Below are 21,710 nucleotides of genomic sequence, written 5' to 3' on the forward strand. Positions count from 1 at the left end.
GTCCTTACATGTTTACAAATACCTGACAGCCGAGGGACGGCAGCCAGCGGAGCGGGAGTGACAGGATGGAGTCGAGTGAACACGGCGCGATGACCGCTGCGGTGTCGGACGGCGGGGAGGGCACGCCGCTGCTCCGCCCCCGCCAGACGCCGCTGGTCACGCGGATCTACCAGCTGCTGCTGGCCCAGATCAGCGCCGGCGATTTCAAGCCCGACGAGCGCCTGCCCGGCGAGAACGACCTCGCCGCCCGCTTCCAAGTGTCGCGCCCGGTGGTGCGGGAGGCCTTGAAGCGGCTGCGCAACGACGGGCTGATCTATTCCCGCCAGGGCGCCGGCAGTTTCGTCCGGGTGGCGGCGGAGGAAAGCCAGCCGGTGCTGGGCTATGCGCCGGTGGAAACGATCGCCGACATCCAGCGCTGTTACGAGTTCCGCCTGACCATCGAGCCGGACCACGCCTATCACGCGGCCTTGCGCTGGAACGACGCAGCACTCGACCGCATCGCCGCGGCTCTGAGCCTGATGGACGATGCGACCCGTGCCCACCGGCACCGCGAGGATGCCGACTACGCCTTCCACACCGCCATCGCCGAAGCGACGAACAACCATTATTACATGTCGTCGATGCAGGCGCTGAAGGACCACATCTCCGTCGGCATGAAGTTCCATGGCGTGTCGCTGATGGGTCCGAGCTCCGGCCTGACCGGCGTGTACGACGAACATCGCGGCATCTTCGACGCCATCCGCCAGCGGGACGGCGAAACCGCACGCCAGCGGATGCGCAAGCATCTGGAAGGCTCGCGCGACCGGGTGTTCGAAGGGCGGGCGCTGGACCTCTCGCTGTAAATCGCTGACCTGCAATTGCTTTCCGGCAGAACCGCACCGCCCGGCCGTCGCTGGTGCAGGCGGACCGGCGCGCCCGCGGCTTGTTGGCGCAACATGTAAATCTGCATTGCCCGATCTCCCCGCCATATTCCTTATTTTTGCCCTCAACAACATTACAACATATTGACATCTCCGCAGCGCTATGATGGAGTGGGTCATCGTCAAGGGCGTCGGGAGCGCCCGGCTGCCGGCCGTCGCACTGCGATGACCGCCGCCCTCAAGGATGGGGACCACCCATGGACAGCATGGTTCCACAGGACGGATCGCCACAGGGCATCCAGGCGGCGGCCGGATCATCGGCAACGCTGCATCCGTGCCTGATCGCCGACGACCTGACCGGGGCGCTCGACACCGCTGCACAGTTCGCCACCGCACAGTTCGCCGCCATCGCCGGTCCGATCCCCGTCTACTGGCAGAGCCTGCCCTATCCGGCATTGCCGAATGCGCTCGCTTTCGACAGCGGCACGCGCGAGGCGACGCGGGACGAGGCCCGCCGCCGGGTCGCCGCCATCGCCGCCGGCCTGCCGCGCAGCCCCGGCTCGCTGCATTACGCCAAGCTCGACAGCCTGTTGCGCGGCCATGCCGGGGCGGAAATCGCCGCCTGGATCGCCGCCACCGCTCCCGATCATGTCATCGTCGCCCCCGCCTTCCCCTACCAGGGCCGCATCACGCGCGGCGGTATCCAGCTTGCCCGCGGCGATGACGCCCGCAGTTGGACAGCCGCGGCCAGCGACCTGCGCGCCGATCTGGAGCGGGAAGGCTTTGCGGTCCAGCCCTGCTGCCCCGGCGCGGCGGTGCCAGCGGGTGTCAGCCTGTGGGATGCCGAAACCGATGCAGATCTCGACGCCATCGCCGCCGCCGGCCTCGCGCTGAACGGGCGCGTGCTGTGGTGCGGCAGCAGCGGGCTGGCCGGAGCGCTGGCCCGCCAGATGGGCACCGCCGCCTGCGATCCCGTGGCCATGCGGCTGCCACGGCCGATTCTCGGGCTGTTCGGTACCAACCACCCGGCGATGACGGCGCAGATCGACGCCTGTCCGGAACATGTGCTGGCGCTGCCCGACGGCGGCCCGACCTCGGCCACGGTGCTGGCCCAGCGGCTGGACCGCGACGGCATCGCGCTCGCCACCCTCGCCCTGCCCGACGGGCTGGCGCGGAGCGACGCGGCGCAACGGATCGAACGGGAATTCGCCCGGCTGGTCCGCCGGCTCGACCCGCCCGGCACGCTGCTGGCGGCGGGCGGCGAGACCCTGCGCGGCCTCTGCCTCGCCCTGGAGGCCGACCGGCTGGACCTCGACGGCCATGTCTGGCCGGGGGTGCCCTGCTCCATCCTGCGCGGCGGACGCTTCCACGGGGTCCGCGTCATTTCGAAATCGGGCGCGTTCGGCGACCCGTCACTGCTGCGCCGGCTGCTTGCGCTGGCTGCGCCGCTTCATCAGGGAGAACAAGCATGACACCGCATCTGGCCATCACCATGGGCGATCCGGCCGGCGTCGGGCCGGAGATCATCGTGAAGGCCTGCGCGCGTCTGAAGGACCGGCTGGCCGACGGGTCGCTGCGCCTGCTGGTCATCGGCAGCAACCCCGCCCTCCATGCGGCACGCGATGCGCTCGGCAGCGACCTCGACTTCCCCGAGGTGGGCGACATCGACGGCGAGTGGCCGGCGCTGGCCTGCCTCCAGGCCGGGCCGGAGGGCGAGCCGATCCGTCCCGGCGTGCTGTCGGTCGACGGCGGCCGCTTCGCCTATCTGGCGGTGGAGCGCGCGGTGCGGCTGGCCGAAGCCGGCCGCATCCACGGCATCGTCACCGCACCCCTGAACAAGGAGGCGATGAACAAGGCCGGCTATCACTTCGCCGGGCACACCGACCTGCTGGCCGAACTGACCGGCGCACGCGGTTCGGTGATGATGCTGGCCCACGGCAACATGCGGGTCAGCCACGTCACCACCCACATCGCGCTGGAGGATGTGCCGAAGAAACTGACGCCGGAACGGCTGCGCTACGTCATCGACCGCACGGACGAGACGCTGGCCGGGCTCGGCCTGCCGCGCCGTCGCATCGCCATCGCCGCGCTGAACCCGCATGCCGGCGAGGGCGGGCTGTTCGGCCGCCAGGACATCGAGGTGACCGAGCCGGTGATCCGCCAATGCGTCGCCGACGGGCTGGATGTCGTGGGGCCGGTGCCGGGCGACACCATCTTCGTCAAGCTGCGCGCCGGCCAGTATGACGCGGTGGTCGCCATGTACCACGACCAGGGCCACATCCCGGTCAAGCTGCTGGGCTTCAACGTCAATCCGGAAACCGGCACCTGGGACGCGCTGAGCGGCGTCAACATCACGCTCGGCCTGCCGATCATCCGCACCTCCGTCGACCACGGCACCGCCTTCGACATCGCCGGCAAGGGCATCGCCAACGAGCTGAGCCTGATCGAGGCCATCGACTACGCCGAAAAGCTGGCCGCCACCCGCGTGCGCGTCGCCGCCTGAGGAACCCGATCATGAACACCATCGACCTGACCACGCCCATCGACCTGCTCCGTCCGCCCCGCGTCGTCTTCGGCGCCGGCACCGCGGCGGAGACCGGCCGCTGGGTGCGCGAGCGCGGCCTGACCCGCATCCTGGTGGTCGCCGACGCCTTCAACGCGGCGCGGGTGGACCGGCTGGGGCTGGAGGGCGCCGTCACGATCTTCGCCGACATCAAGCCCGAACCCGACGTTCCCAACCTTGAGGCGCTGCTCGCGGTCGCCGAACGGGTGGAGCCGCAGGTGGTGATCGGCTTCGGCGGCGGCAGCGCCATGGATCTGGCCAAGCTGGCCGCCGTGCTGCCCGGCAGCGGCCAGACCATCCGCGACGTGGTCGGGCCGGAGAAGGTGGCGGGCAAGCGCGCCGTCCTGGTGCAGGTGCCGACCACCGCCGGCACCGGCAGCGAGGTCGGCACCCGCGCGCTGGTCACCGACCCGGCGACGATGAGCAAGCTGGCGGTGCAGAGCGTCCATATGCTGGCCGATGTCGCGGTGGTCGATCCCGACCTGACGCTGAGCGTGCCGGCCGCGGTGACCGCCGCCACCGGCGTCGACGCGCTGGCCCATTGCGTGGAGGCCTACACCAACCGCAAGGCCCATCCGCTGATCGATCTCTATGCGCTTGAAGGCATCCGGCTGGTCGGCCGCTTCCTGCCGCGCGCCATCGCCGACGGCAACGACCGCGAGGCGCGGGCCGGCCTGTCGCTGGCGTCCTTCTATGGCGGCATCTGCCTGGGTCCGGTCAACACCGCCGCCGGCCATGCCGTCGCCTATCCGCTGGGCACCCGCCACCACATCCCGCATGGCGCCGCCAACGCGCTGATCTTCCCGCATGTGCTGGCCTTCAACGCGCCGGCCGTCCCGGCCAAGACCGCCGCCGTTCTGGAAGCGCTGGGCCTGCCGACGGTCGCCGATCCGGCCGCGGTGTTCAAGGCCGCGCACGATTGGTGCGTGAAGCTCGGCTGCACCATGCGGCTGTCGGCGTTCGGCGTGCCCGAAGCCGATCTGCCGCGCATGGCCGAGGAGGCGCACGCCATCCGCCGGCTGCTCGACAACAACCCGCGCGATCTCAGCCGCGAGGACATCCTGGGCATGTACCGCGCCGCCGCCTGACGGCGCGGCGCCAGCCCTCATCCCGTTCGTGAAAAGGCCAATCCCATGAGCAAGACCAGCGGCAAGATCGGCGGACCCTTCGTCGCGATCGTCACCCCCTTCGACGGCGACGAACGCGTCGAATTCGCAGCGCTGCGACGGCAGGTGAAGCGGCAGGCGTCCGCCGGCAACGGCGTCTTCTGCGCCGGCACCAACGGCGAATTCTACGCCCTGTCCTTCGACGAGAAGCTGGCGGTGGCGGAGACCTGCGTCGAGGCCGCCGACGGCACGGTGCCGGTGCTGGCCCATATCGGCGAGATCTCCACCAACCAGACCATCGCGCTGGGCAAGGCGGTCGAACGGCTGGACGTCAAGGCGGTCTCCGCCATCACCCCGTCCTTCATCGCCTGCTCGCAGGCCGAGCTGGTGGAGCATTACCGCCGCATCGCCGATGCGCTGACGGTGCCGGTCTATCTCTACAACATCCCGGCCCGCACCGGGAACACGCTGGAACCGCAGACCGCCCGCATCCTGGCCGACCACCCCAACATCATCGGCATCAAGGACAGCGCTGGCTCGCAGGAGAGCCTGGACGGCTTCCTCGCCATCGCGCGCGACCGTGACGATTTCGACGTGCTGGTCGGCCCAGATTCGCTGGTGCTGCATGGCCTCCGCAACGGTGCGGCCGGCTGCATCTCCGGCCTCGGCAACATTGCGCCGGTGACGCTCAACGGCATCCATGCCGCCTTCGTGGCCGGCGACGATGCCGCGGCCGACAGGCACCAGACCCATTTCAGCACGCTCCGCAAGGAACTCTACGCGCTGGGCTTCCCGCCGGCGATGGTCAAGCGCGCTCTCCGCAGCGCCATGCCGGAGGTCGGTTTCAGCCGCGCCCCGGTGCTGATCGCCGACGAGGTGGACGCCCAGGTCAAGGCAATCGCGGCACGCTACGCCGAAGCGGTGTGACGCTGTTCCACGCCGCATGGCGCCGCGACGCAACAGGCCGGCGCCAACCCCCTGAACAACACTGAAGGCGGACCCATCCGCCCGTTAGGGAGACACCGTCCATGAACCATTTCACCAGTGGAGAAAGTGCGCTCATCCTGGGAATCGTCGTCCTCTACATCCTCTTCACCTCCTGGCTGACCATCCGGCTGCGCAGCCGCACCAACGGCGAGTTCATGAATGCCGCGCGATCGATGCCGGCGGCCGTCGTCGGCGTCCTGCTGATGTCCGAATTCATCGGCGCCAAATCCACCGTCGGCACGGCGCAGGAAGCCTTCAGCTCCGGCATGGCGTCGGCCTGGTCGGTGCTGGGTGCCTCCATCGGCTTCCTGCTGTTCGGCCTGTTCTTCGCCAAGCGCATCTACGGATCGGGCGAATACACCATCTCCGCCGCCATCGCGAAATATTACGGCACCTCCACCATGCGGACGGTGTCGATCATCATGATGTATGCGCTGCTGCTGGTGAATGTCGGCAACTACATCAGCGGTGCCGCCGCCCTGTCCACCGTCATGAACCTCAACCTGACCTGGGCGATGGTCATCATCGCTGTGGTCAGCACCTTCTACTACGTGTTCGGCGGGCTGAAGGGCATCGCCTACGTCACCATCCTGCACAGCGGACTGAAGCTGCTCGGCATCGCCCTGCTGCTGGGCACCGCGCTGTCGCTCAGCGGCGGCATCGGCCCGATGGTGGAGAAGCTGCCGGCCCACTATTTCACCATCGACGGCACCATCGGCATGCCGACGATCTTCGCCTGGGTCATCGGCACCGTCGGCGCCATCTTCTCCACCCAGTTCGTCATCCAGGCGATCTCGTCCAACCGCAGCGCCGGCGAGGCCCAGCGCTCCGCCTTCTATGCCGCGATCTTCTGCCTGCCGCTCGGCATCATGCTGGCGCTGATCGGCGTGACCGCGCATTACCTGCATCCCGACATGAAGAGCCTGTACGCGCTGCCGGTGTTCCTCGACGCCATGCACCCGCTGATGGCCGCCATCGTCACCACCTCGCTCGTCGCCTCGGTCTTCGTCAGCGTCAGCACGGTGGCGCTCGCCATCGCCTCGCTGGCGGTGCGTGACTTCTACGTGCCGTGGAAGAAGCCGACGCCGGAGCAGGAATTCCGCACCACCCGCATCCTGTCTCTCATCATCGGCTTCCTGCCGCTGATCTTCGTCTTCTTCGTGCCGGAAATCCTGAAGCTGTCCTTCTTCACCCGGGCGCTGCGCCTGTCGATCACGGTCGTCGCGATGATCGGCTTCTTCCTGCCGCTGTTCGCCAGCAACCTGGGCGCCACGCTGGGCCTGCTGGGCGCCACCGTCAGCACCACCGTCTGGTACGTGATGGGCAATCCCTACGGCATCGACAACATGTACATCGCCCTGCTGACGCCGATGCTGGTGATGGCGGTTGAGCGTCTGATCCGCGGCCGCAGCGCCCCGGCAATGGTCGCCGCCCCGCCGCAGGCCGACGCAGGATGACCGCCACAGGCTGACCGGCCCGGCTACTTCCCCAGTTTGCCCCTTCCCCAGTTTGCATGTGACCGACATGACCACACCCTCGACCCTGCCCTCCACCACCGACCGCGGGCGCGTTGCGCCCGTGGACGGGGACGCCGGGCGCCGCGACGCCTATCTGCCGTCGCCCTGCGTCCAGAACCATGCCGCCAACATCGTCGTGCTCGGCAAAGGCGATCTCGGCTGCGTCTGGTTCGGCGGCACCCAGGAAGGCATCCCCGACATCTCGATCTATTTCTCGCGACTGGCGAAGGGCTCCGACCGCTGGACCGATCCGGTCAAGCTGTCGGACGACCCGACCCGCTCGGAACAGAACCCGGTGCTGTTCCCGGCGCCGGACGGCACGCTGTGGCTGTTCTACACCGCGCAAATCTCCGGCAACCAGGACACCGCCGTCGTGCGCTGCCGCAGTTCCGCCGACCATGGGCAGAGCTGGGGGCCGATCCGCACCCTGTTCGAAGGCAACGGCGGCGACGGCATCTTCATCCGCCAGCCGGTGGTGGTGCTGCCGAACGGCGACTGGCTGCTGCCGACCTTCCTCTGCCACGGCACGCCGGGTGAGAAGTGGGTGGGCGACAACGACACCAGCGCCGTCCGCATCTCCTCCGACCGCGGCGAAAGCTGGACCGAGCATCCGGTGCCCGACAGCGTCGGCTGCGTCCATATGAGCGTAGTGCCGTTGCGCGACGGCACGCTGGCCGCCTTCTACCGCAGCCGCTGGGCCGACCATGTCTATCGCAGCATCTCCACCGACAATGGCCGCAGCTGGAGTGCGCCGGTTCCGACCGGGCTGCCCAACAACAACTCCTCGATCCAGGTGACCGCGCTGGCCGACGGCCGGCTCGCCATCGTGTTCAACGAGTCCAGTGCGGAGGACGCCACCGAGCGCCGCGCCTCGCTCTATGACGAGATCGAGGACGACGTCCCGGCCGGTGGCGCCGCCGTTGCGGTCGCCGCAAAGCCGGCGCAGGCACCCGCCCGCAAGGCCTTCTGGGGCGCGCCACGTGCGCCGCTGACGCTGGCCCTGTCGGAGGATGGGGGTCTGACCTGGCCGCTGCGCCGGAACCTGGAGGTCGGCGACGGCTACTGCATGACCAACAATTCCAAGGACAGCCTGAACCGCGAATTCTCCTATCCGTCGGTCACGCAGACGGCGGAGGGCGACCTGCATGTCGCCTTCACCTATTTCCGGCAGGCCATCAAATACAGCCGCGTCTCCCCCGACTGGGTGGGCGGCGGCAACTGACCGGCGATGGGGGCGCCAGCCGGCGTCCCCGCCCGTCTGATTCCTCATTTTTCGGGGACTTGTCCCATGACCATGACCGCCGAGGCCGTTCTTGAGGCCGCCGGCGCGCTGCTCGCCGCGCGCCGCGACAACCGCCCGCTTGACGCCCTGCTACCGGCGGCGATGCCCGCCGACAAGGCCGATGCCTACGCCATCCAGGCCGAGGTCGCCCGCGGCATAGGCCCGGTGACCGCCTGGAAGGTCGGGGCCTCCGCCCCCGACGCCGAGCCGTCGAGCGCGCCCATCCATGCCGACACGCTGTTCTTCGACACCGGAACGCTGCCCGCCGCGATGTTCCGCGTCATCGGGATCGAGGCGGAGATCGTCTATCGCCTGAAGAGCGACCTGCCCGCCCGTGACGAGCCCTGGACACGGGACGAGGTGCTGGACGCCGTCGGCTCCATCCATCCGGCCTTCGAGATCTGCGACACCCGCTTCGCCGCCTACGGCTCGCAGGGGCCGCTCGCCTCGCTGGCCGATCAGGGCAACCACGGCGCGCTGATCGTCGGGCCGGCCACGGCGGACTGGCGCCGCATCGATCCGGTCCACCAGCCGCTGACGCTGGACATCGACGGCGAGCGCAGGATCGACACGGTGGGCGGCAACAAGGCCGGTGACCCGATCCGCCTGCTGGCATGGCTCGCCAATGTCGGCGCCCGGCCGTTCGGCGGGCTGCATGCCGGCGACACGGTGACAACCGGGTCCTGCACCGGCACCATCTTCATCGAGCCCGGCAGCCGCGCCGTCGCCGACTTTCCCGGCCTCGGTCGCATCGAGCTGACCGTGGCATGAGGGAGAGTGCCGGAATGAACACGGAAAATCCTCGCCGCGCCCTCGTCACCGGCGTCAGTTCGGGGATCGGTGCCGCCATCGCCGAACGGCTGTTGCAGGATGGATGGCTGGTCGAGGGAATCAGCCGCTCGGCCCCCGCCATCGACCATCCGAACCTGCGCTTCACCCCGGCCGACCTGATGGAACCGGACTCCGTGGCGAAGGCGCTGGCCGGTTTGCCGCCAGTCGACGCACTGGTCCATGCCGCCGGGGTCATGCGGGTCGGCAGGCTGGGCGAACTGGCCGGGGACGATGCGAGGGCGATGTGGCGCCAGCATGTGGAGGCCGCGACGCAGCTGGTCGAGCATGTCGCCCCCCGCATGCCGGACGGCGGTGGCCGGATCGTCCTGATCGGCAGCCGCACCGCGCAGGGGGCCGCCGGCCGCAGCCAGTATGCGGCGACCAAGGCGGCGATGGTCGGTCTCGCCCGCTCCTGGGCGCTGGAGCTGGCGCCGCGCGGCGTCACGGTGAATGTGGTGGCGCCGGGAGCGACCGACACGCCGATGCTGAAGGACCCGAACCGCACCGGCCTGCCGCCGAAACTTCCGCCCATCGGCCGCTTCATCAAGCCGGAGGAGGTGGCGGCGCTGACCGCCTTCCTGCTGTCCGACGCCGCGGCGGCCATCACCGGGCAGCAGATCCTCGTCTGCGGCGGCGCTTCGCTTTAGGCTGGAGCGCGGGCGGCCATCGACCCGGACGATTTCGGGCTATATGGTTGCCACGCACTTCCGTCACGAGGAAAGATCACAGGATGTCGAACACCGCCCCGAAGATTGCCGCCCCGAAGATTGCAATCGTCACCGGCGCCACCTCCGGCTTCGGCGACGCCATCGCCCGGCGGCTGGTGGCGGAGGGCTGGCGGATCGTCGCCACCGGCCGGCGCCAGGACCGGCTGGACGCCCTGGTCGAGGCGCTGGGCGGGCCGGATGTCGTCCATCCGCTGTGCTTCGACATCCGCGACGAGGAGGCGACCCGCGCCGCGCTGGCCACCCTGCCCGACGCCTTCGCCGACATCTCGGTCCTGGTCAACAATGCCGGGCTGGCGCTCGGCACCGGGGCGGCGCAGGACTGCGACCTTGACCAGTGGCGCACGATGATCGACACCAACATCACCGGTCTGGTCACCATCACCCGGCTGCTGCTGGCCCGGCTGATCGCGCAGCGCGGGCTGATCGTGAACCTCGCGTCGGTCGCGTCCAACTGGCCCTATCCGGGCGGCAACGTCTATGGCGGCACCAAGGCCTTCGTGCGGCAGTTCTCGCTCGGCCTGCGCAGCGACCTGTCGGCCCAAGGCGTGCGCGTGACCTCCATCGAGCCGGGCCTGGCGGAAAGCGAGTTCACCCTGGTGCGCACCGGCGGCAACAGGGACGCCTACGACGCGCTCTATGCCGGGGCCAACCCGCTCCAGCCCGAGGACATCGCCGAGACGGTGCGCTGGGTGGTCTCGTTGCCGCCGCACGTCAACATCAACAGCGTCGAGATCATGCCGGTCAGCCAGTCCTGGGCGCCGTTCAAGATCCACCGCGACACGCCGGCCTGACGCATCCGCGACCATCCGGCGCAATCATTCGGTGCCGTTGCAGGCGCCGAATGATTGCGCCACCGCAGATATACTAGTATCCAATGGCCCCGGCCAGAATTCGCGCCGGCACTCTCCCTTCCGGAACGCGTCTGGCCGATCATGACTCTTGCCTTCCACATGATGCCGCTCGTCGGCACGATCCTGCTGCTTGCCTCCCGCCGGGTCAGCCTGCTGTCCGCCGGAATCGCCGGCATGGCGCTGGCGCTCGTCACGATGGTCGCCCCGATGCTTATGGCGCAGCCGTCGGCCGCTCCGGTGCTGGGTCTGGCCGCCGTCAAGGCGGGGGAAGGGGCATGGCTGGCATGGCACGCGATGTCGATCATCGCCGCCGGCCTGCTGTTCCACCGCGCCTTCGAGGCGCGCGGCACGCGGACGGCCGCGGTCGCGCAGGAGAACCGGCGGCGCGCCGTCTTCGTCGCCTGCTTCCTGGTCGGTCCCTTCGCGGAGTCGGTGACGGGGTTCGGCGTCGGTCTGGTGGTGGCGCTCGCCATGCTGCGCAGCCTGGGGCTGCCGCCGGTGCAGTCCGCGGCGCTTGGCCTGTTCAGTCAGGTTCTGGCCGCCTGGGGCGCGATGGGCGTCGGCAGCCGGGTCGGGGCCGAACTGATCGGCGTGTCCTTCACCGAGCTTGGAACCGCCAGCGCCCTCTTGATGGCGATCGTGCTGCCCTGCCTCCTGCCGGTGTTCTGGGGGCTGATCCAGTCGTCGGGGCTGCGCTCCAGCCTGAGCGAGCGGGCGACCGACGTCGTCCTTCTCCTCTGTCTGGCCGGGCTGATCTGGCTGACCAACCGGTTCGTCGCGCCGGAACTCGGCGGCGGGCTGGCGACCGCAATCCTGCTGCTGCTGGTGGAGGGGCCGCGCCTGCTGCGCAGCGGTACCGGCATCCGCCAACTGGCCGAGCGGCTCTGGCCCTATGGGCTGCTGATCGCCGGGCTGATGGCGACCCGCCTGCTGCCGCCGCTGTCGGAGTGGACCGGGCAATGGCTGGTGCTAGACCCGTTCGGCGGCCTTGCCCCGCTGGCTCTGCTGCGCCATCCGGCGACCTGGCTGGTGCTGATCGCCGGCATCCTGCTGGCCGGCCTGCCGGGCGCCGAGGCCGGGAAAGTGGTGCGCGGCGCCCTTCGCGCCGCCCTGGTGCCGATGGCGGCAACCCTGGTCTTCGTCGAGTTCGCCACCTTCATGGCGGCCTCCGGCGGAGCGGCGATGTTCGGCAATGCCTGGCGCGAGGTGGCCGGACGCTTCGCCGTGCTGGCAAGCCCGGTCTTCGGCGCCGCGGCAGGGATGCTGACCGGATCCAACACGGCATCGAACGCCCTGATGATGCACATCCAACTGAGCCTTGCCGCCGAGAGCGGCCTGCCCTCCATCCTGATCGCGGCGGTCCAGACGGTTGCCGGCAGCATCTGCACCATGCTGACCCCCGGCCGCATCGTGCTGGCCGCCGGTCTGGTCGGGCTGGAGCGGTCGGAGGGGGCGATCTATCGCCGCGCCCTGCCGATCGGGCTGGCGACCATCCTCGCCCTGCTGGCCGTCATCGTCGCGATGACCGGCTTCAAGGCAGGCGGGCTGGTTTAGGCGATCAGGCGAACCGCTTCGCTCCGGCGACGCAGAGCACGACCAGCCCGGTCGCGGCGATCATCGTCCAGGCGACCGGTTCGCGCAGCAGCAGTCCCGCCAGGATCAGGCCGAAGGCGGGCTGGAGCAGTTGCAACTGCCCGACGCCGGCAATGCCCCCCAGCGCCAGCCCGCGATACCAGAAGACGAAGCCGACCAGCATGCTGAACACCGACACATAGCCGAGCCCGATCCAGGCCGGCATGGCGACGCCGGTCCAGTCGTCCGGCATGGTCGCCAGCGCCGCGCCCGCCATCACCGGCAACGCCAGCACCAGCGCCCAGGAGATGACCTGCCAGCCGCCCAGCCGGCGCGACAGGGCCGCACCCTCGGCATAGCCGAGCCCGCAGAGCAGGATCGCCAGGATCATCAGCAGGTCGCCGGTCAGCGACGCCCCGCCGCCTTGCCACAGGGCGAAGCCGGCGACGGTGAGGCTGCCCGCCGTCGAGAACAGCCAGAAGGCCGGCCGCGGCCGTTCCCGCCCCCGCAGCACGCCGAACAGGGCGGTGGCGAGCGGCAAGAGGCCGATGAAGACGATGGACTGCGCCGAGGTAATGTGCTGAAGCGCCAGCGCCGTCAGCAGGGGAAAGCCGGCGACCACGCCGACCGCCACGATGGCGAGCGAGGGCAGGTCGCGCCGTGCCGGCCAGCTCTGCCGGAGCAGCGCCAGCAGCGCCGCCGCCAGGGCCGCCGCGATGACCGCCCGCGCCGCGGTCAGGAACAGCGGCGTGAAGCCGCCGACCGCGACGCGCGTCGCCGGCAGCGAACCGCTGAAAATGATCACGCCGAGCAGCCCGCTGCCCCATCCCGCCGTCGACGTCCGCATCCCGCTTTCCTTCCGCACCCCAGAATTCGCAGCACGATCCTAGCGCGGTGGCCTCTGGCGGAAACAGGGACAGTCCCATACAATTCAGCCAAACTGTACTGCTCTATAGGGCAATACACTTCTTTGCGGCGGGGCATCATGGGCAGGACCGGCACGCGCACCGGCGAGGTGATGGAGGCGATCCGCCGCAGGATGGCGAACCGCCAGCTGTCTCCAGGGGAAAAGCTGCCGTCGATCCGCAGCTTCGCCGCCACCATGGGCGTGTCGCCCTCGACCGTGGTGGAGGCTTATGACCGGCTGGCGGCGGACGGCGCGATCCAGTCGCGGCCGGGATCGGGCTTCTACGTGTCCGGCGCCATGCCGCCGCTGGCATTGGCCGAGGCGGAACCGCAGCGCGACCGTGCCATCGATCCCTTCTGGGTGTCGCGGCAATCGCTCGATGCCGGGGCGGACATGCTGAAGCCAGGATGCGGCTGGCTGCCGGCCGACTGGATGCCGAACGCGGCGATCCGCCGGGCGATCCGCCAGCTGGCGCGGGCGGATGACGGGCTGCTGGCGGATTATGGCGGCACCCGCGGATCGCTGCCGCTGCGCCGGCTGCTGGCCCGCCAGTTCGCGGACGAAGGCATCGCCGCCGGTGCCGACCAGATCCTGCTGACCGCCTCCGGCACGCAGGCCATCGACCTGATCTGCCGCCTGCTGCTGCGGCCGGGCGACACGGTGCTGATCGACGACCCCTGCTATTTCAATTTCCAGGCGCTGCTGCGCGCCCATCGGGCGCGGATCGTCGGCGTGCCTTATACGCGCAACGGGCCGGATGCGGAGCTGTTCGCCCAGGCACTGGCGGCGCACCGGCCGCGCCTCTACATCACCAACTCCGCCCTTCACAACCCGACCGGCGCCACCATGACGCCGCAGACCGCCCATCGCCTGCTCTGCGCCGCCGCGGCGCACGATCCTAAGGCACAGGACCTGACCATCGTCGAGGACGACATCTTCGCCGGCTTCGAGCCTGAGCCGTCCCCCCGCCTCGCGGCGCTGGACGGGCTGGCCCGCGTGATCCGGATCGGCAGTTTTTCCAAGACGCTGTCCGCCTCGATCCGCTGCGGCTACATCGCGGCGCGGCCGGAGTGGGTGGAGGCGCTGGTCGATCTGCAGGTGGCGACGAACTTCGGCGGTCCCAGCCCGGCCGCGGCCGAGCTCGTCCTCGCCACCCTGAACGACGGCAATTACCGCAAGCATCTCGACGGGCTGCGCCGGCGTCTGGCACGGGTGCGGCGCGAGACGGCCACCCGGCTGGAAGCCATTGGCCTGACACCATGGCTGATGCCGCGCGGCGGCTTTTATCTCTGGTGCAGCCTGCCCGATGGACGGAACGCCGCCGACGTCGCCCGCGCGGCCTTGCGCGAGGATGTCGTGCTCGCCCCCGGCGACGTGTTCAGCGTCTCGCACTCCGCATCGGGATTTCTACGCTTCAACGTCACCCAGATGGGCGATCCGCGCATCTACGGCGTTCTGGAGCGGGCGATGGCGAACACTTCCCCTCCATAACCTCTTCACCGCTGCGGAGAGGGCTTGCTCGCCAACGCCTCGCTCAGCGTCTGGAGCAGGGTGTCGATGCGGTAGGGTTTCGACAGCACTGCGATGCCTTCGGTGCGCGCCACGTCCTCGCTGTAGCCGGTCGTCAGCACCACCGGCAGGCCGGGGCGCAGGAGGGAGGCCTTGCGGCCGAGGTCGATGCCGCTCAGCCGGCCGGGCATCACCACGTCGGAGAACAGCAGGTCGATCCGCTCGTCCCCTGCCAGCAGCGGCAGCGCCTCGTCGGCCGAGGCGGCGCGCAGCACGGTCCAGCCGCTTTCCTCCAGCGCCGCCGCGACGGAGGAGGCGACGACCGGATCGTCCTCCACCATCAGCACCCGCGCGCCCCGGGCGAGGCCGGACGCGGCCTGGGCGGGAGCCGCCGGTGACCTCGGAATGCCAGTGCCGGCGCGCAGCAGCAGGACGATGCGGGTCCCCTCCCCCAGCCGGCTTTCGATCCAGACCGTGCCGCCCGCCTGCCGCGCCAACCCATAGACCTGGGCAAGGCCAAGGCCGGAGCCCTTGCCGACCTCCTTGGTGGTGAAGAAGGGGTCGAAGGCCCTTCCCGCCACCTCCGGCGGCATGCCGGTTCCGGTGTCGGCGACCGTCAGCCGCAAAAATTCGCCCTCCAGCCCCGCGCCGTCCAGACCGGTTGCGTCGCCGGGGCCGAGCGTCCGGTTCTCCGCCTCAATGGTCAGGGTGCCGACGCCGGGCATCGCGTCCCGCGCGTTGACCGCCATGTTGATCAGCGCCAGCTCGAACTGGGTCGGATCGACCTCGATAGGATGCAGGCCGGGGGCGAAACGGGTTTCCAGCCGGATGTCGGCGCGCAGGGCACGCTCCAGCAGTCCGGCCATGCCGAGGACACGGTCGCGCACGTCGATGAGCTCGGGACGCAGGCTGTCGCGGCGGGCGAAGCCCATCAATTGCTGGACCAGCTTGGCGCCGCGGTCGACCGCCTGCATGCCGGCCTCCAGCAGAGGCGCGAGCCGCGGCTCCGCGCTGCGGCGGCCGATCATGGTCAGGCAGCTGCTGAGCGCCTGGAGCAGATTGTTGAAGTCGTGGGCCACGCCGCCGGTCAGCTGGCCGACCGCCTCCATCTTCTGCGCCTGGCGCAGCTGGTCCTCGGCCCGGCGCAGGGCGGCGGCGGCTTCCTTGCGCGCCGTCACGTCGCGCCCCACCGCATGGATGAAGCGGTCGTCCGGCACCGCGGTCCAGGAGATCCAGCGATAGGACCCGTCCTTGTGGCGGTAGCGGTTCTCGAACCGCAGGGTGGTCAGGCCCGATTGCAGCCGGCCGACCTCCGCCACCGTCGCGGCGCGGTCGTCGGGATGAACGAAATCGAGGAAGACCGCACCCTGCAGATCCGCCTCCTGCCAGCCGAGAAGCGCGGTCCAGGCCGGGTTGACCGCGCCGATCGTGCCGTCGAACCGCGCCACCAGCATGATGTCGGTCGACAGCCGCCACATGCGGTCGCGGTCGGCCGTCCGCTCCGCCACCCGCTGCTCCAGCGTCGCATTGAGCGCACGCAGAGCGTCCTCGGCACAGCGGCGGTCGGTGATGTCGTAGCAGGCGCCGAGAACCCGCACGCCCCATCCATCCCCGTCCTCGTCGCGCTTGAACGCCTGGGCACGCCGGGCGATCCAGCGCACGGCGCCGGTGTCTGGCCGCAGGATGCGGTATTCGACATAGCCCAGACCGTCCGTCGGCACCTGCCCCGGCTGGAGCGTGCTCAGGGTGGGCCGGTCCTCCGGATGGATCAGCCCGACCAGTTCCTCCAGCCGCACCAGCGGCCTCTCGTCGATGCCCCACAGGCGGCAGAACTGCGGCGACACCGCCAGCAGGCCGTCGGCACGCAGTTCGAAGGTGCCGACCCCGCCGGCATCCTGGGCAATGTGCAGCCGCTGCTCGCTCTCGCGCAGCGCCTCTTCCGTCCGCTTCATGCCGGTGACGTCGCTGCCCTGGACGAACAGGCCCATCACCTGCCCCTGGTCGTCACGGATCGGCTGGAAGACGAAGGTGACGAAGCGTTCCTCCAGCGGCGCACCGGGCCGCCGGGCGATCCGCGCCGGCATGCCTTCGCCGACGAAGGGCTCGCCGGTCCGGTAGACTTGGTCGGCCAGTTCGAAGAAGCCCTGCCCGATGATTTCCGGCAAAGCCTCCCGCGCCGGCTTGCCGATGACGTCACGCCGGCCAATCAGCTCGAAATAGGCGTCGTTCGCCATCTCGAAGACATGGTTCGGCCCGCGCCAGACATACATGAAGCCCGGCGCCTGCCGGAACAGGGCGCGCAGCCGCTCCCCCTCCGCCCGCAGCCGTTCGTTGGCGCGCCGCACCTCCTCTTCCGCCTGCACCCGCTCCACCGCCGACCAGGTGCGTTCCGCAACCTCTTCGATCAGTTCGATCTCGTCCTCGCGCCAATGCCTGGGGCGGCGGTCATGGACGTAGAGTGCCGCGACCATCCGGCCCTGCTTCACCAGACTGGCGGTGACCACGGAGGAGAAGCCGGACGCGGCGAAGGCAGCCAGCAGGTCCGGCGTTGCGGTGCGTGGATCGGTGGCCGCATCGTCGACGACCAGAGATTGTCCCCTGCGCAGGGTCGCCAGCACCGGCTCGCCGAAGGCCAGCAGATCGTGGGTTCCGATGTGGGAAGCGACCGTGCCGTCGGTCCAGTTGCGCTCCGTGGTGAAGAAGCGCTCGCTCTCGTCCATCACGCCGTAGCCGACCCGGCTGGCGCCGAGATGCCGGCCCAGCGCCTCCGCCGCCACGGTCACCACACCAAGCGGATTTGTCAGTTCGCGGAGCCGGTGCTCCAGTTCGGCATGGAAGGCCATGCGCTGCCGGCCCCGCACGGCAAGCGTGGTCTCCGCCACGATGCAGAGGAAACCGCCGATGCAGCCCGTTTCGCCGGCAATCGGCGTGTAGGAGAAGGTGAAATAATAGTCTTCACCCGATCCGCGCCGTTCCAGCGGGACCAGCAGATCCTCGTGCAGCAGGGCCTCGCCCTCATAGGCGCGGCGGACGAAATCGCGGACCTGCGGCCACGCGTCCGGCCAGACCTCGCTCATCGGCCGGCCCAGCGCCGCCGGGTGGCGGGATCCCAGAATGTCCAGATAGGCGTCGTTGTAGAGGAAAGTGACCTCAGGGCCCCAGCCGATGAACATCGCCTGCCGCGACCGCATCATCAGGCCGACCATGGCCCGAAGCTCCTGCGGCCACCCCGCCGGCGGACCGAGCGGCGTCGCCGTCCAGTCATGGCCGCGCATGAGAGAGGCCACATCCCCCGCCCCGGTCAGACAGGCGGGCGGAGACGCCGCGGCGGGTGACTTGTTCACCGGCATCGTCCAACACCGGCGGGAAACGGAAGACCTTGGACGTTCATCAAAGCAGTCGAAAAAATCCAGCGTCGAAACAATTCCGTTATCACACGACTCAAGGGCGGCGGCCTAGCTGTCCAATCGTCAGCCCCGAAGGAGGTGGCTGTCGGAATTCCCCTCGGCCACCCCGGCAAGCTCCCGGGGCGGCGCGGCGGCGAGCGCCGTCTGCAGATAATCGAGGAAGGCCCGCTCGGCGCGGTTCGGCTTGGCCTGCTCGTTCCAGATCAGGTGGACGTTGACCGGCGCGATGCCCTCATAGGGCGGCAGTTCCCACAGCAGCCCGTCGGCCACGTCGCGGGCGGCGATGTGTTCGGGCAGCGGGCCGATGCCCAGGCCGCAGACGATCATCCGCCGCACTTCCTCCAGGTTGGCCGACGAGGCGACGACGCGGCCGGCGAAGCCCTCCCGCGCACGGAACAGGGTCAGGGGCGACAGGGCGCCGTCAATCTGGTCGGAGGTGAAGGAGACGAAACTCTCGTGGCGCAGTTCGGCGATGTCGATGTCACTTTGGCCGAACAGGCGGAAATCCGGGCCGCAATAGAGACGGTAGGTCTGGCGCAGGAAGATCTGGCTGGACAGGCCGGGGATCGGCTCGCGCAGCAGGCAGATCGCCATGGCGCCGACCCGCTGCTGCAATGCGATATGCGCGTCCGCCGACGCCATGACGTCGATGCGGAAGGTCACCAGCGGGTACATGCGGTGGAACTCCCGCAGCGAGCGGTCGAGCAGCGGGGTCTGGATGCGGCTGGTCATCAGGATGTGGACATGGCCACTGACCTCGTCCTTGGCGTCGCGCACCAGGGCGCCCAGGCGGGACACGGTGGCATGGATCGACACCGCCTCGTCATAGACCTGTTCGCCGGCGGCGGTGACGGCGAAGCGGCCGGGGCCGCGGTCGATCAGGGTGCGGCCAAGCTGCTCCTCCAGCCGCTTCAGGGCGAGGCTGACCGCCGGCTGCGTCAAAAACAGGCGGACGGCGGCCTTGGTGATGCTGCCCTCCTGCACGATCACCATGAAGGTGCGCAGCAGGTTCCAGTCCATCTGCTGGCCCAGCCGGGCCAGCGCCTGCCGTTCCGCCTCGGTTTCGTTCACCGTCCCACCCCCTCGATCTTTGCCCGATTCCGGTGCATCCATCCTGTCGCCCAAATTCTACGCACATGAATGCGTTGTGAGCAACTGCGGCATAAATCAGATTCATGGGCGAAATGAAAAATGCTTATTTGCCTGATCGATTGGATGCCTTCCTAATCGACACATGGCGGCCTTCAAACATCGCCATGCCGGACACCGCATAATGCCCCGTTATGGCGGCCATATCCATTTGGGATGTGCCGCAACGCAACAGCTTCGTCTTTTTCCACCCGCCCGTGCATCCCTGCCGCAGCAGCGAAATGGATTCGGGCAAAGGATTTAGAATGACACGAGATACGGCAGACCGTCTCGACCATGTGTTGCCGGACCCCGGCCTGCGCGCCGCGATCCTGGACGCCGCCGACGCGGCGCAGGGCGATTGCGTGTCGCACCTGTCCGACCTCGTCCGCCAGCCGTCGCTGCTGGGGGACGAGTCAGGGGCTCAGGCGCTGATGGCCGACCGCTTCGCCGCACTGGGTCTGGAGGTCGACCGTTTCGACATCGACGAGCAGGCGATTTCCCGCATGCCGGGCTTCTCGCCCCCGGTCCTTCCCGGCGCCTATGCCGGCCGCGAGAATATCGTCGGCGTGCACAGGCCGCGTGACGCGAAAGGCCGCTCTCTGATCCTGAACGGCCATATCGACGTGGTTCCGACCGGCCCGGCGGAGCTGTGGACCACCCCGCCCTTCGAGCCGCGGATCGCCGACGGGCGCCTCTATGGCCGCGGGGCCGGCGACATGAAGGCCGGTATCGCCGCCTACACTGCCGCCTTCTCAGCATTGCGAACGCTGGGCTACCAGCCGGCCGCCCCGGTCTATCTCCAGTCGGTGATCGAGGAGGAGTGCACCGGCAACGGCGCGCTTGCCTGCCTGCATCGCGGCTACCGCGCCGACGCCGCTGTGATCCCGGAGCCGTTCAACCACTCCATCTCCATCGCCCAGGTCGGCGTGATGTGGGTGCGGCTGGTGCTGACCGGCACGCCGGCCCATGTGCTGGACACCTCGGCCGGGGTGAACGCCATCGAGGCGGCCTATGCGCTGGCGGCGCATCTGAAGGCGCTGGAGGTGCGGTGGAACGAGCCGTCCTGCCGCCATCCCGCCTTCTGCGGCCATGCCCATCCCGTCAACATCAATCTCGGCCGGATCGAGGGCGGTGAGTGGCCGTCGTCAGTCCCGACGCGCTGCGCGCTCGACCTCCGGCTCGGCTTCTTCCCCGGGCAGGAGCCGGAGGCGGTCCGCGCCGAGGTGACCCGGGCGGTGGAGCAGGCGCGCTCCACCGACCCGGCCCTGTCCGGCGTCGGGATCGAGCTGCAGTGGAACGGCTTCCAGGCCGCCGGCTGCGAGATCGACCCGGCCCACCCGCTGGTGACCATGCTGGCCGACAGCCATCGCGCCGTGCGCGGCGGCGATCCGGAGCTGGTGGCGCTGACCTGCACCACCGATGCCCGCTTCTTCCAGCTCTATGGCGACACGCCCGCCACCTGCTACGGGCCGGAGGCGACGCGCATCCACGGCATCGACGAATCGGTGTCGCTGGACAGCCTGCGCGACGTGACCCGCGTGCTGGCGCTGTTCATCGCCGGCTGGTGCGGCCTGGAACCCATCTGACCCCTTAGCCTGACGAGACCCGCCCGATGATCGCCGCCACCCTGAGAGCAAACGCCGCCCACGCCCCGCAGGCCAGCAGCACCTATTCCGACGTGGAGTGGAAGGCGCGCACCGATCTGGCCGCCGCCTACAAGCTGTTCGACCGGCTGGGCATGACCGACCTGATCTACACCCACATGTCGGCCCGCATCCCGGACACGCCGGACCATTTCCTGATCAATCCCTATGGACTGATGTTCCATGAGGTGACGCCGGACAACCTCGTGAAGGTCGACATCGACGGCAATCTGGTCGACGGCCGCGACGGCGACGCCATCAATCCGGCCGGCTTCACCATCCACAGCGCGGTGCACCACGCCCGCCCGGACGTCGGCGCGGTCATCCACCTGCACACCGACGCCGGCATGGCGGTCAGCGCCCAGGCCGACGGGCTGCTGCCGATCACCCAGCATTCGCTGCGCTGGTACAACCGCATCGCCTATCACACCTACGAAGGCATCGCTTTGGATCTGGCGGAGCGGGAACGGCTGGTCGCCGATCTCGGCAACCACCACAGCATGATCCTGCGCAACCACGGCCTGCTGACCGTCGGCCAGGACGTCGCCGAGGCGGCGGTGCTGATGTACTACTTGGAGCAGGCCTGCAAGCAGCAGATCATGGCGATGGCCGGCGGCCGGCCGCTGATCTATCCGTCGCCGGAGGTCTGCGAGCACACCGCCCAGCAGTATGAGCGTGCCTATCCGCGCGCCGGCGTCCTGGAATGGGACTCGCTGCTGCGCTGGCTGGACGGCACCACCGGCCCGACCGGCCCGCGCTGATCCGCCCGCCTTTTTCAAAAGAAGAACGAAGACGACAGGGTCGCATCCCACAACG

Annotated in this window: 17 protein-coding genes; 14 read left to right on the plus strand and 3 right to left on the minus strand. The window is 69.3% G+C overall.

All coding sequences use genetic code 11. From position 1 onward, the window contains the following. Positions 1-65: 65 nt before the first annotated feature. The 11 genes from CRT60_RS11175 to CRT60_RS11225 all read left to right on the plus strand — a co-directional run bounded on the left by CRT60_RS11175 (position 66) and on the right by CRT60_RS11225 (position 12,279). On the plus strand, positions 66-842 hold the full coding sequence (locus tag CRT60_RS11175) for a FadR/GntR family transcriptional regulator (RefSeq protein WP_244592410.1): 777 nt from the start codon (positions 66-68) through the stop codon (positions 840-842). A 275-nt stretch (positions 843-1,117) separates the two neighbouring features. Then, a complete protein-coding gene (locus CRT60_RS11180) occupies positions 1,118-2,332 on the plus strand; it encodes a four-carbon acid sugar kinase family protein (protein ID WP_244592411.1) in 1,215 nt (404 codons plus the stop codon). Next, entirely contained in the window at positions 2,329-3,363 is a 1,035-nt protein-coding gene (pdxA, locus tag CRT60_RS11185; RefSeq protein WP_098736503.1) for a 4-hydroxythreonine-4-phosphate dehydrogenase PdxA, read from the plus strand. The genes CRT60_RS11180 and pdxA overlap by 4 nt, the downstream gene beginning before the upstream one ends. Positions 3,364-3,374: 11 nt before the next feature. Continuing rightward, complete coding sequence (locus CRT60_RS11190) at positions 3,375-4,511, plus strand: iron-containing alcohol dehydrogenase (RefSeq protein WP_098736504.1); 1,137 nt, start codon at positions 3,375-3,377, stop codon at positions 4,509-4,511. Positions 4,512-4,556: 45 nt separating this feature from the next. Continuing rightward, positions 4,557-5,456, plus strand: a complete 900-nt coding sequence (locus tag CRT60_RS11195; RefSeq protein WP_098736505.1) for a dihydrodipicolinate synthase family protein — start codon at positions 4,557-4,559, stop codon at positions 5,454-5,456. Between the two features lie 101 nt (positions 5,457-5,557). Next, entirely contained in the window at positions 5,558-6,973 is a 1,416-nt protein-coding gene (locus CRT60_RS11200; protein ID WP_098736506.1) for a sodium:solute symporter family protein, read from the plus strand. Positions 6,974-7,040: 67 nt separating this feature from the next. Next, entirely contained in the window at positions 7,041-8,255 is a 1,215-nt protein-coding gene (locus CRT60_RS11205; RefSeq protein ID WP_098736507.1) for a sialidase family protein, read from the plus strand. A gap of 66 nt (positions 8,256-8,321) precedes the next feature. Further along, complete coding sequence (locus CRT60_RS11210; RefSeq protein ID WP_098736508.1) at positions 8,322-9,086, plus strand: 2-keto-4-pentenoate hydratase; 765 nt, start codon at positions 8,322-8,324, stop codon at positions 9,084-9,086. Between the two features lie 14 nt (positions 9,087-9,100). After that, complete coding sequence (locus CRT60_RS11215) at positions 9,101-9,793, plus strand: SDR family NAD(P)-dependent oxidoreductase (protein ID WP_244592412.1); 693 nt, start codon at positions 9,101-9,103, stop codon at positions 9,791-9,793. 83 nt (positions 9,794-9,876) lie between these two features. Beyond that, on the plus strand, positions 9,877-10,665 hold the full coding sequence (locus CRT60_RS11220; RefSeq protein WP_098736510.1) for an SDR family NAD(P)-dependent oxidoreductase: 789 nt from the start codon (positions 9,877-9,879) through the stop codon (positions 10,663-10,665). 141 nt (positions 10,666-10,806) lie between these two features. Continuing rightward, positions 10,807-12,279, plus strand: coding sequence for an L-lactate permease (locus tag CRT60_RS11225; protein ID WP_098736511.1), 1,473 nt, complete (start codon positions 10,807-10,809; stop codon positions 12,277-12,279). Positions 12,280-12,283: 4 nt separating this feature from the next. Here the strand turns inward: CRT60_RS11225 and CRT60_RS11230 are convergent, their stop codons facing one another. Beyond that, a complete protein-coding gene (locus CRT60_RS11230; RefSeq protein WP_098736512.1) occupies positions 12,284-13,144 on the minus strand; it encodes a DMT family transporter in 861 nt (286 codons plus the stop codon). A gap of 138 nt (positions 13,145-13,282) precedes the next feature. Here CRT60_RS11230 and CRT60_RS11235 point away from each other — a divergent pair, with 138 nt between their 5' ends. Further along, entirely contained in the window at positions 13,283-14,695 is a 1,413-nt protein-coding gene (locus CRT60_RS11235; RefSeq protein WP_098736513.1) for an aminotransferase-like domain-containing protein, read from the plus strand. Between the two features lie 5 nt (positions 14,696-14,700). On the opposite strand, the gene CRT60_RS36950 is transcribed toward CRT60_RS11235, so the two are convergent. Beyond that, positions 14,701-17,988 carry a PAS domain-containing protein gene (locus tag CRT60_RS36950; protein ID WP_244592413.1) on the minus strand — a complete coding sequence of 1,096 codons (3,288 nt, stop codon included), beginning with the start codon at positions 17,986-17,988 and terminating at the stop codon, positions 14,701-14,703. A 195-nt stretch (positions 17,989-18,183) separates the two neighbouring features. After that, positions 18,184-19,191 (minus strand): LysR family transcriptional regulator, encoded by a 1,008-nt coding sequence (locus tag CRT60_RS11250; RefSeq protein WP_244592414.1) that lies wholly within the window; start codon positions 19,189-19,191, stop codon positions 18,184-18,186. Positions 19,192-19,514: 323 nt separating this feature from the next. Here CRT60_RS11250 and CRT60_RS11255 point away from each other — a divergent pair, with 323 nt between their 5' ends. Both CRT60_RS11255 and CRT60_RS11260 read left to right on the plus strand, forming a co-directional pair. After that, on the plus strand, positions 19,515-20,837 hold the full coding sequence (locus tag CRT60_RS11255; RefSeq protein WP_098736514.1) for a M20 family metallopeptidase: 1,323 nt from the start codon (positions 19,515-19,517) through the stop codon (positions 20,835-20,837). 26 nt (positions 20,838-20,863) lie between these two features. Beyond that, complete coding sequence (locus CRT60_RS11260) at positions 20,864-21,655, plus strand: class II aldolase/adducin family protein (protein WP_098736515.1); 792 nt, start codon at positions 20,864-20,866, stop codon at positions 21,653-21,655. Positions 21,656-21,710: the final 55 nt, after the last annotated feature.

The organism is Azospirillum palustre (assembly GCF_002573965.1).
In the GTDB taxonomy this organism is placed as follows: Bacteria; Pseudomonadota; Alphaproteobacteria; order Azospirillales; family Azospirillaceae; genus Azospirillum; species Azospirillum palustre.

Bases quoted from the DNA above. Each gene is read 5' to 3' on its own strand.
- CRT60_RS11175 (WP_244592410.1), top strand. From the start codon at position 66: ATGGAGTCGAGTGAACACGGCGCGATGACCGCTGCGGTGTCGGACGGC.
- CRT60_RS11180 (WP_244592411.1), top strand. From the start codon at position 1,118: ATGGACAGCATGGTTCCACAGGACGGATCGCCACAGGGCATCCAGGCG.
- pdxA (WP_098736503.1), top strand. From the start codon at position 2,329: ATGACACCGCATCTGGCCATCACCATGGGCGATCCGGCCGGCGTCGGG.
- CRT60_RS11190 (WP_098736504.1), top strand. From the start codon at position 3,375: ATGAACACCATCGACCTGACCACGCCCATCGACCTGCTCCGTCCGCCC.
- CRT60_RS11195 (WP_098736505.1), top strand. From the start codon at position 4,557: ATGAGCAAGACCAGCGGCAAGATCGGCGGACCCTTCGTCGCGATCGTC.
- CRT60_RS11200 (WP_098736506.1), top strand. From the start codon at position 5,558: ATGAACCATTTCACCAGTGGAGAAAGTGCGCTCATCCTGGGAATCGTC.
- CRT60_RS11205 (WP_098736507.1), top strand. From the start codon at position 7,041: ATGACCACACCCTCGACCCTGCCCTCCACCACCGACCGCGGGCGCGTT.
- CRT60_RS11210 (WP_098736508.1), top strand. From the start codon at position 8,322: ATGACCATGACCGCCGAGGCCGTTCTTGAGGCCGCCGGCGCGCTGCTC.
- CRT60_RS11215 (WP_244592412.1), top strand. From the start codon at position 9,101: ATGAACACGGAAAATCCTCGCCGCGCCCTCGTCACCGGCGTCAGTTCG.
- CRT60_RS11220 (WP_098736510.1), top strand. From the start codon at position 9,877: ATGTCGAACACCGCCCCGAAGATTGCCGCCCCGAAGATTGCAATCGTC.
- CRT60_RS11225 (WP_098736511.1), top strand. From the start codon at position 10,807: ATGACTCTTGCCTTCCACATGATGCCGCTCGTCGGCACGATCCTGCTG.
- CRT60_RS11230 (WP_098736512.1), bottom strand. From the start codon at position 13,144: ATGCGGACGTCGACGGCGGGATGGGGCAGCGGGCTGCTCGGCGTGATC.
- CRT60_RS11235 (WP_098736513.1), top strand. From the start codon at position 13,283: ATGGGCAGGACCGGCACGCGCACCGGCGAGGTGATGGAGGCGATCCGC.
- CRT60_RS36950 (WP_244592413.1), bottom strand. From the start codon at position 17,988: ATGCGCGGCCATGACTGGACGGCGACGCCGCTCGGTCCGCCGGCGGGG.
- CRT60_RS11255 (WP_098736514.1), top strand. From the start codon at position 19,515: ATGACACGAGATACGGCAGACCGTCTCGACCATGTGTTGCCGGACCCC.
- CRT60_RS11260 (WP_098736515.1), top strand. From the start codon at position 20,864: ATGATCGCCGCCACCCTGAGAGCAAACGCCGCCCACGCCCCGCAGGCC.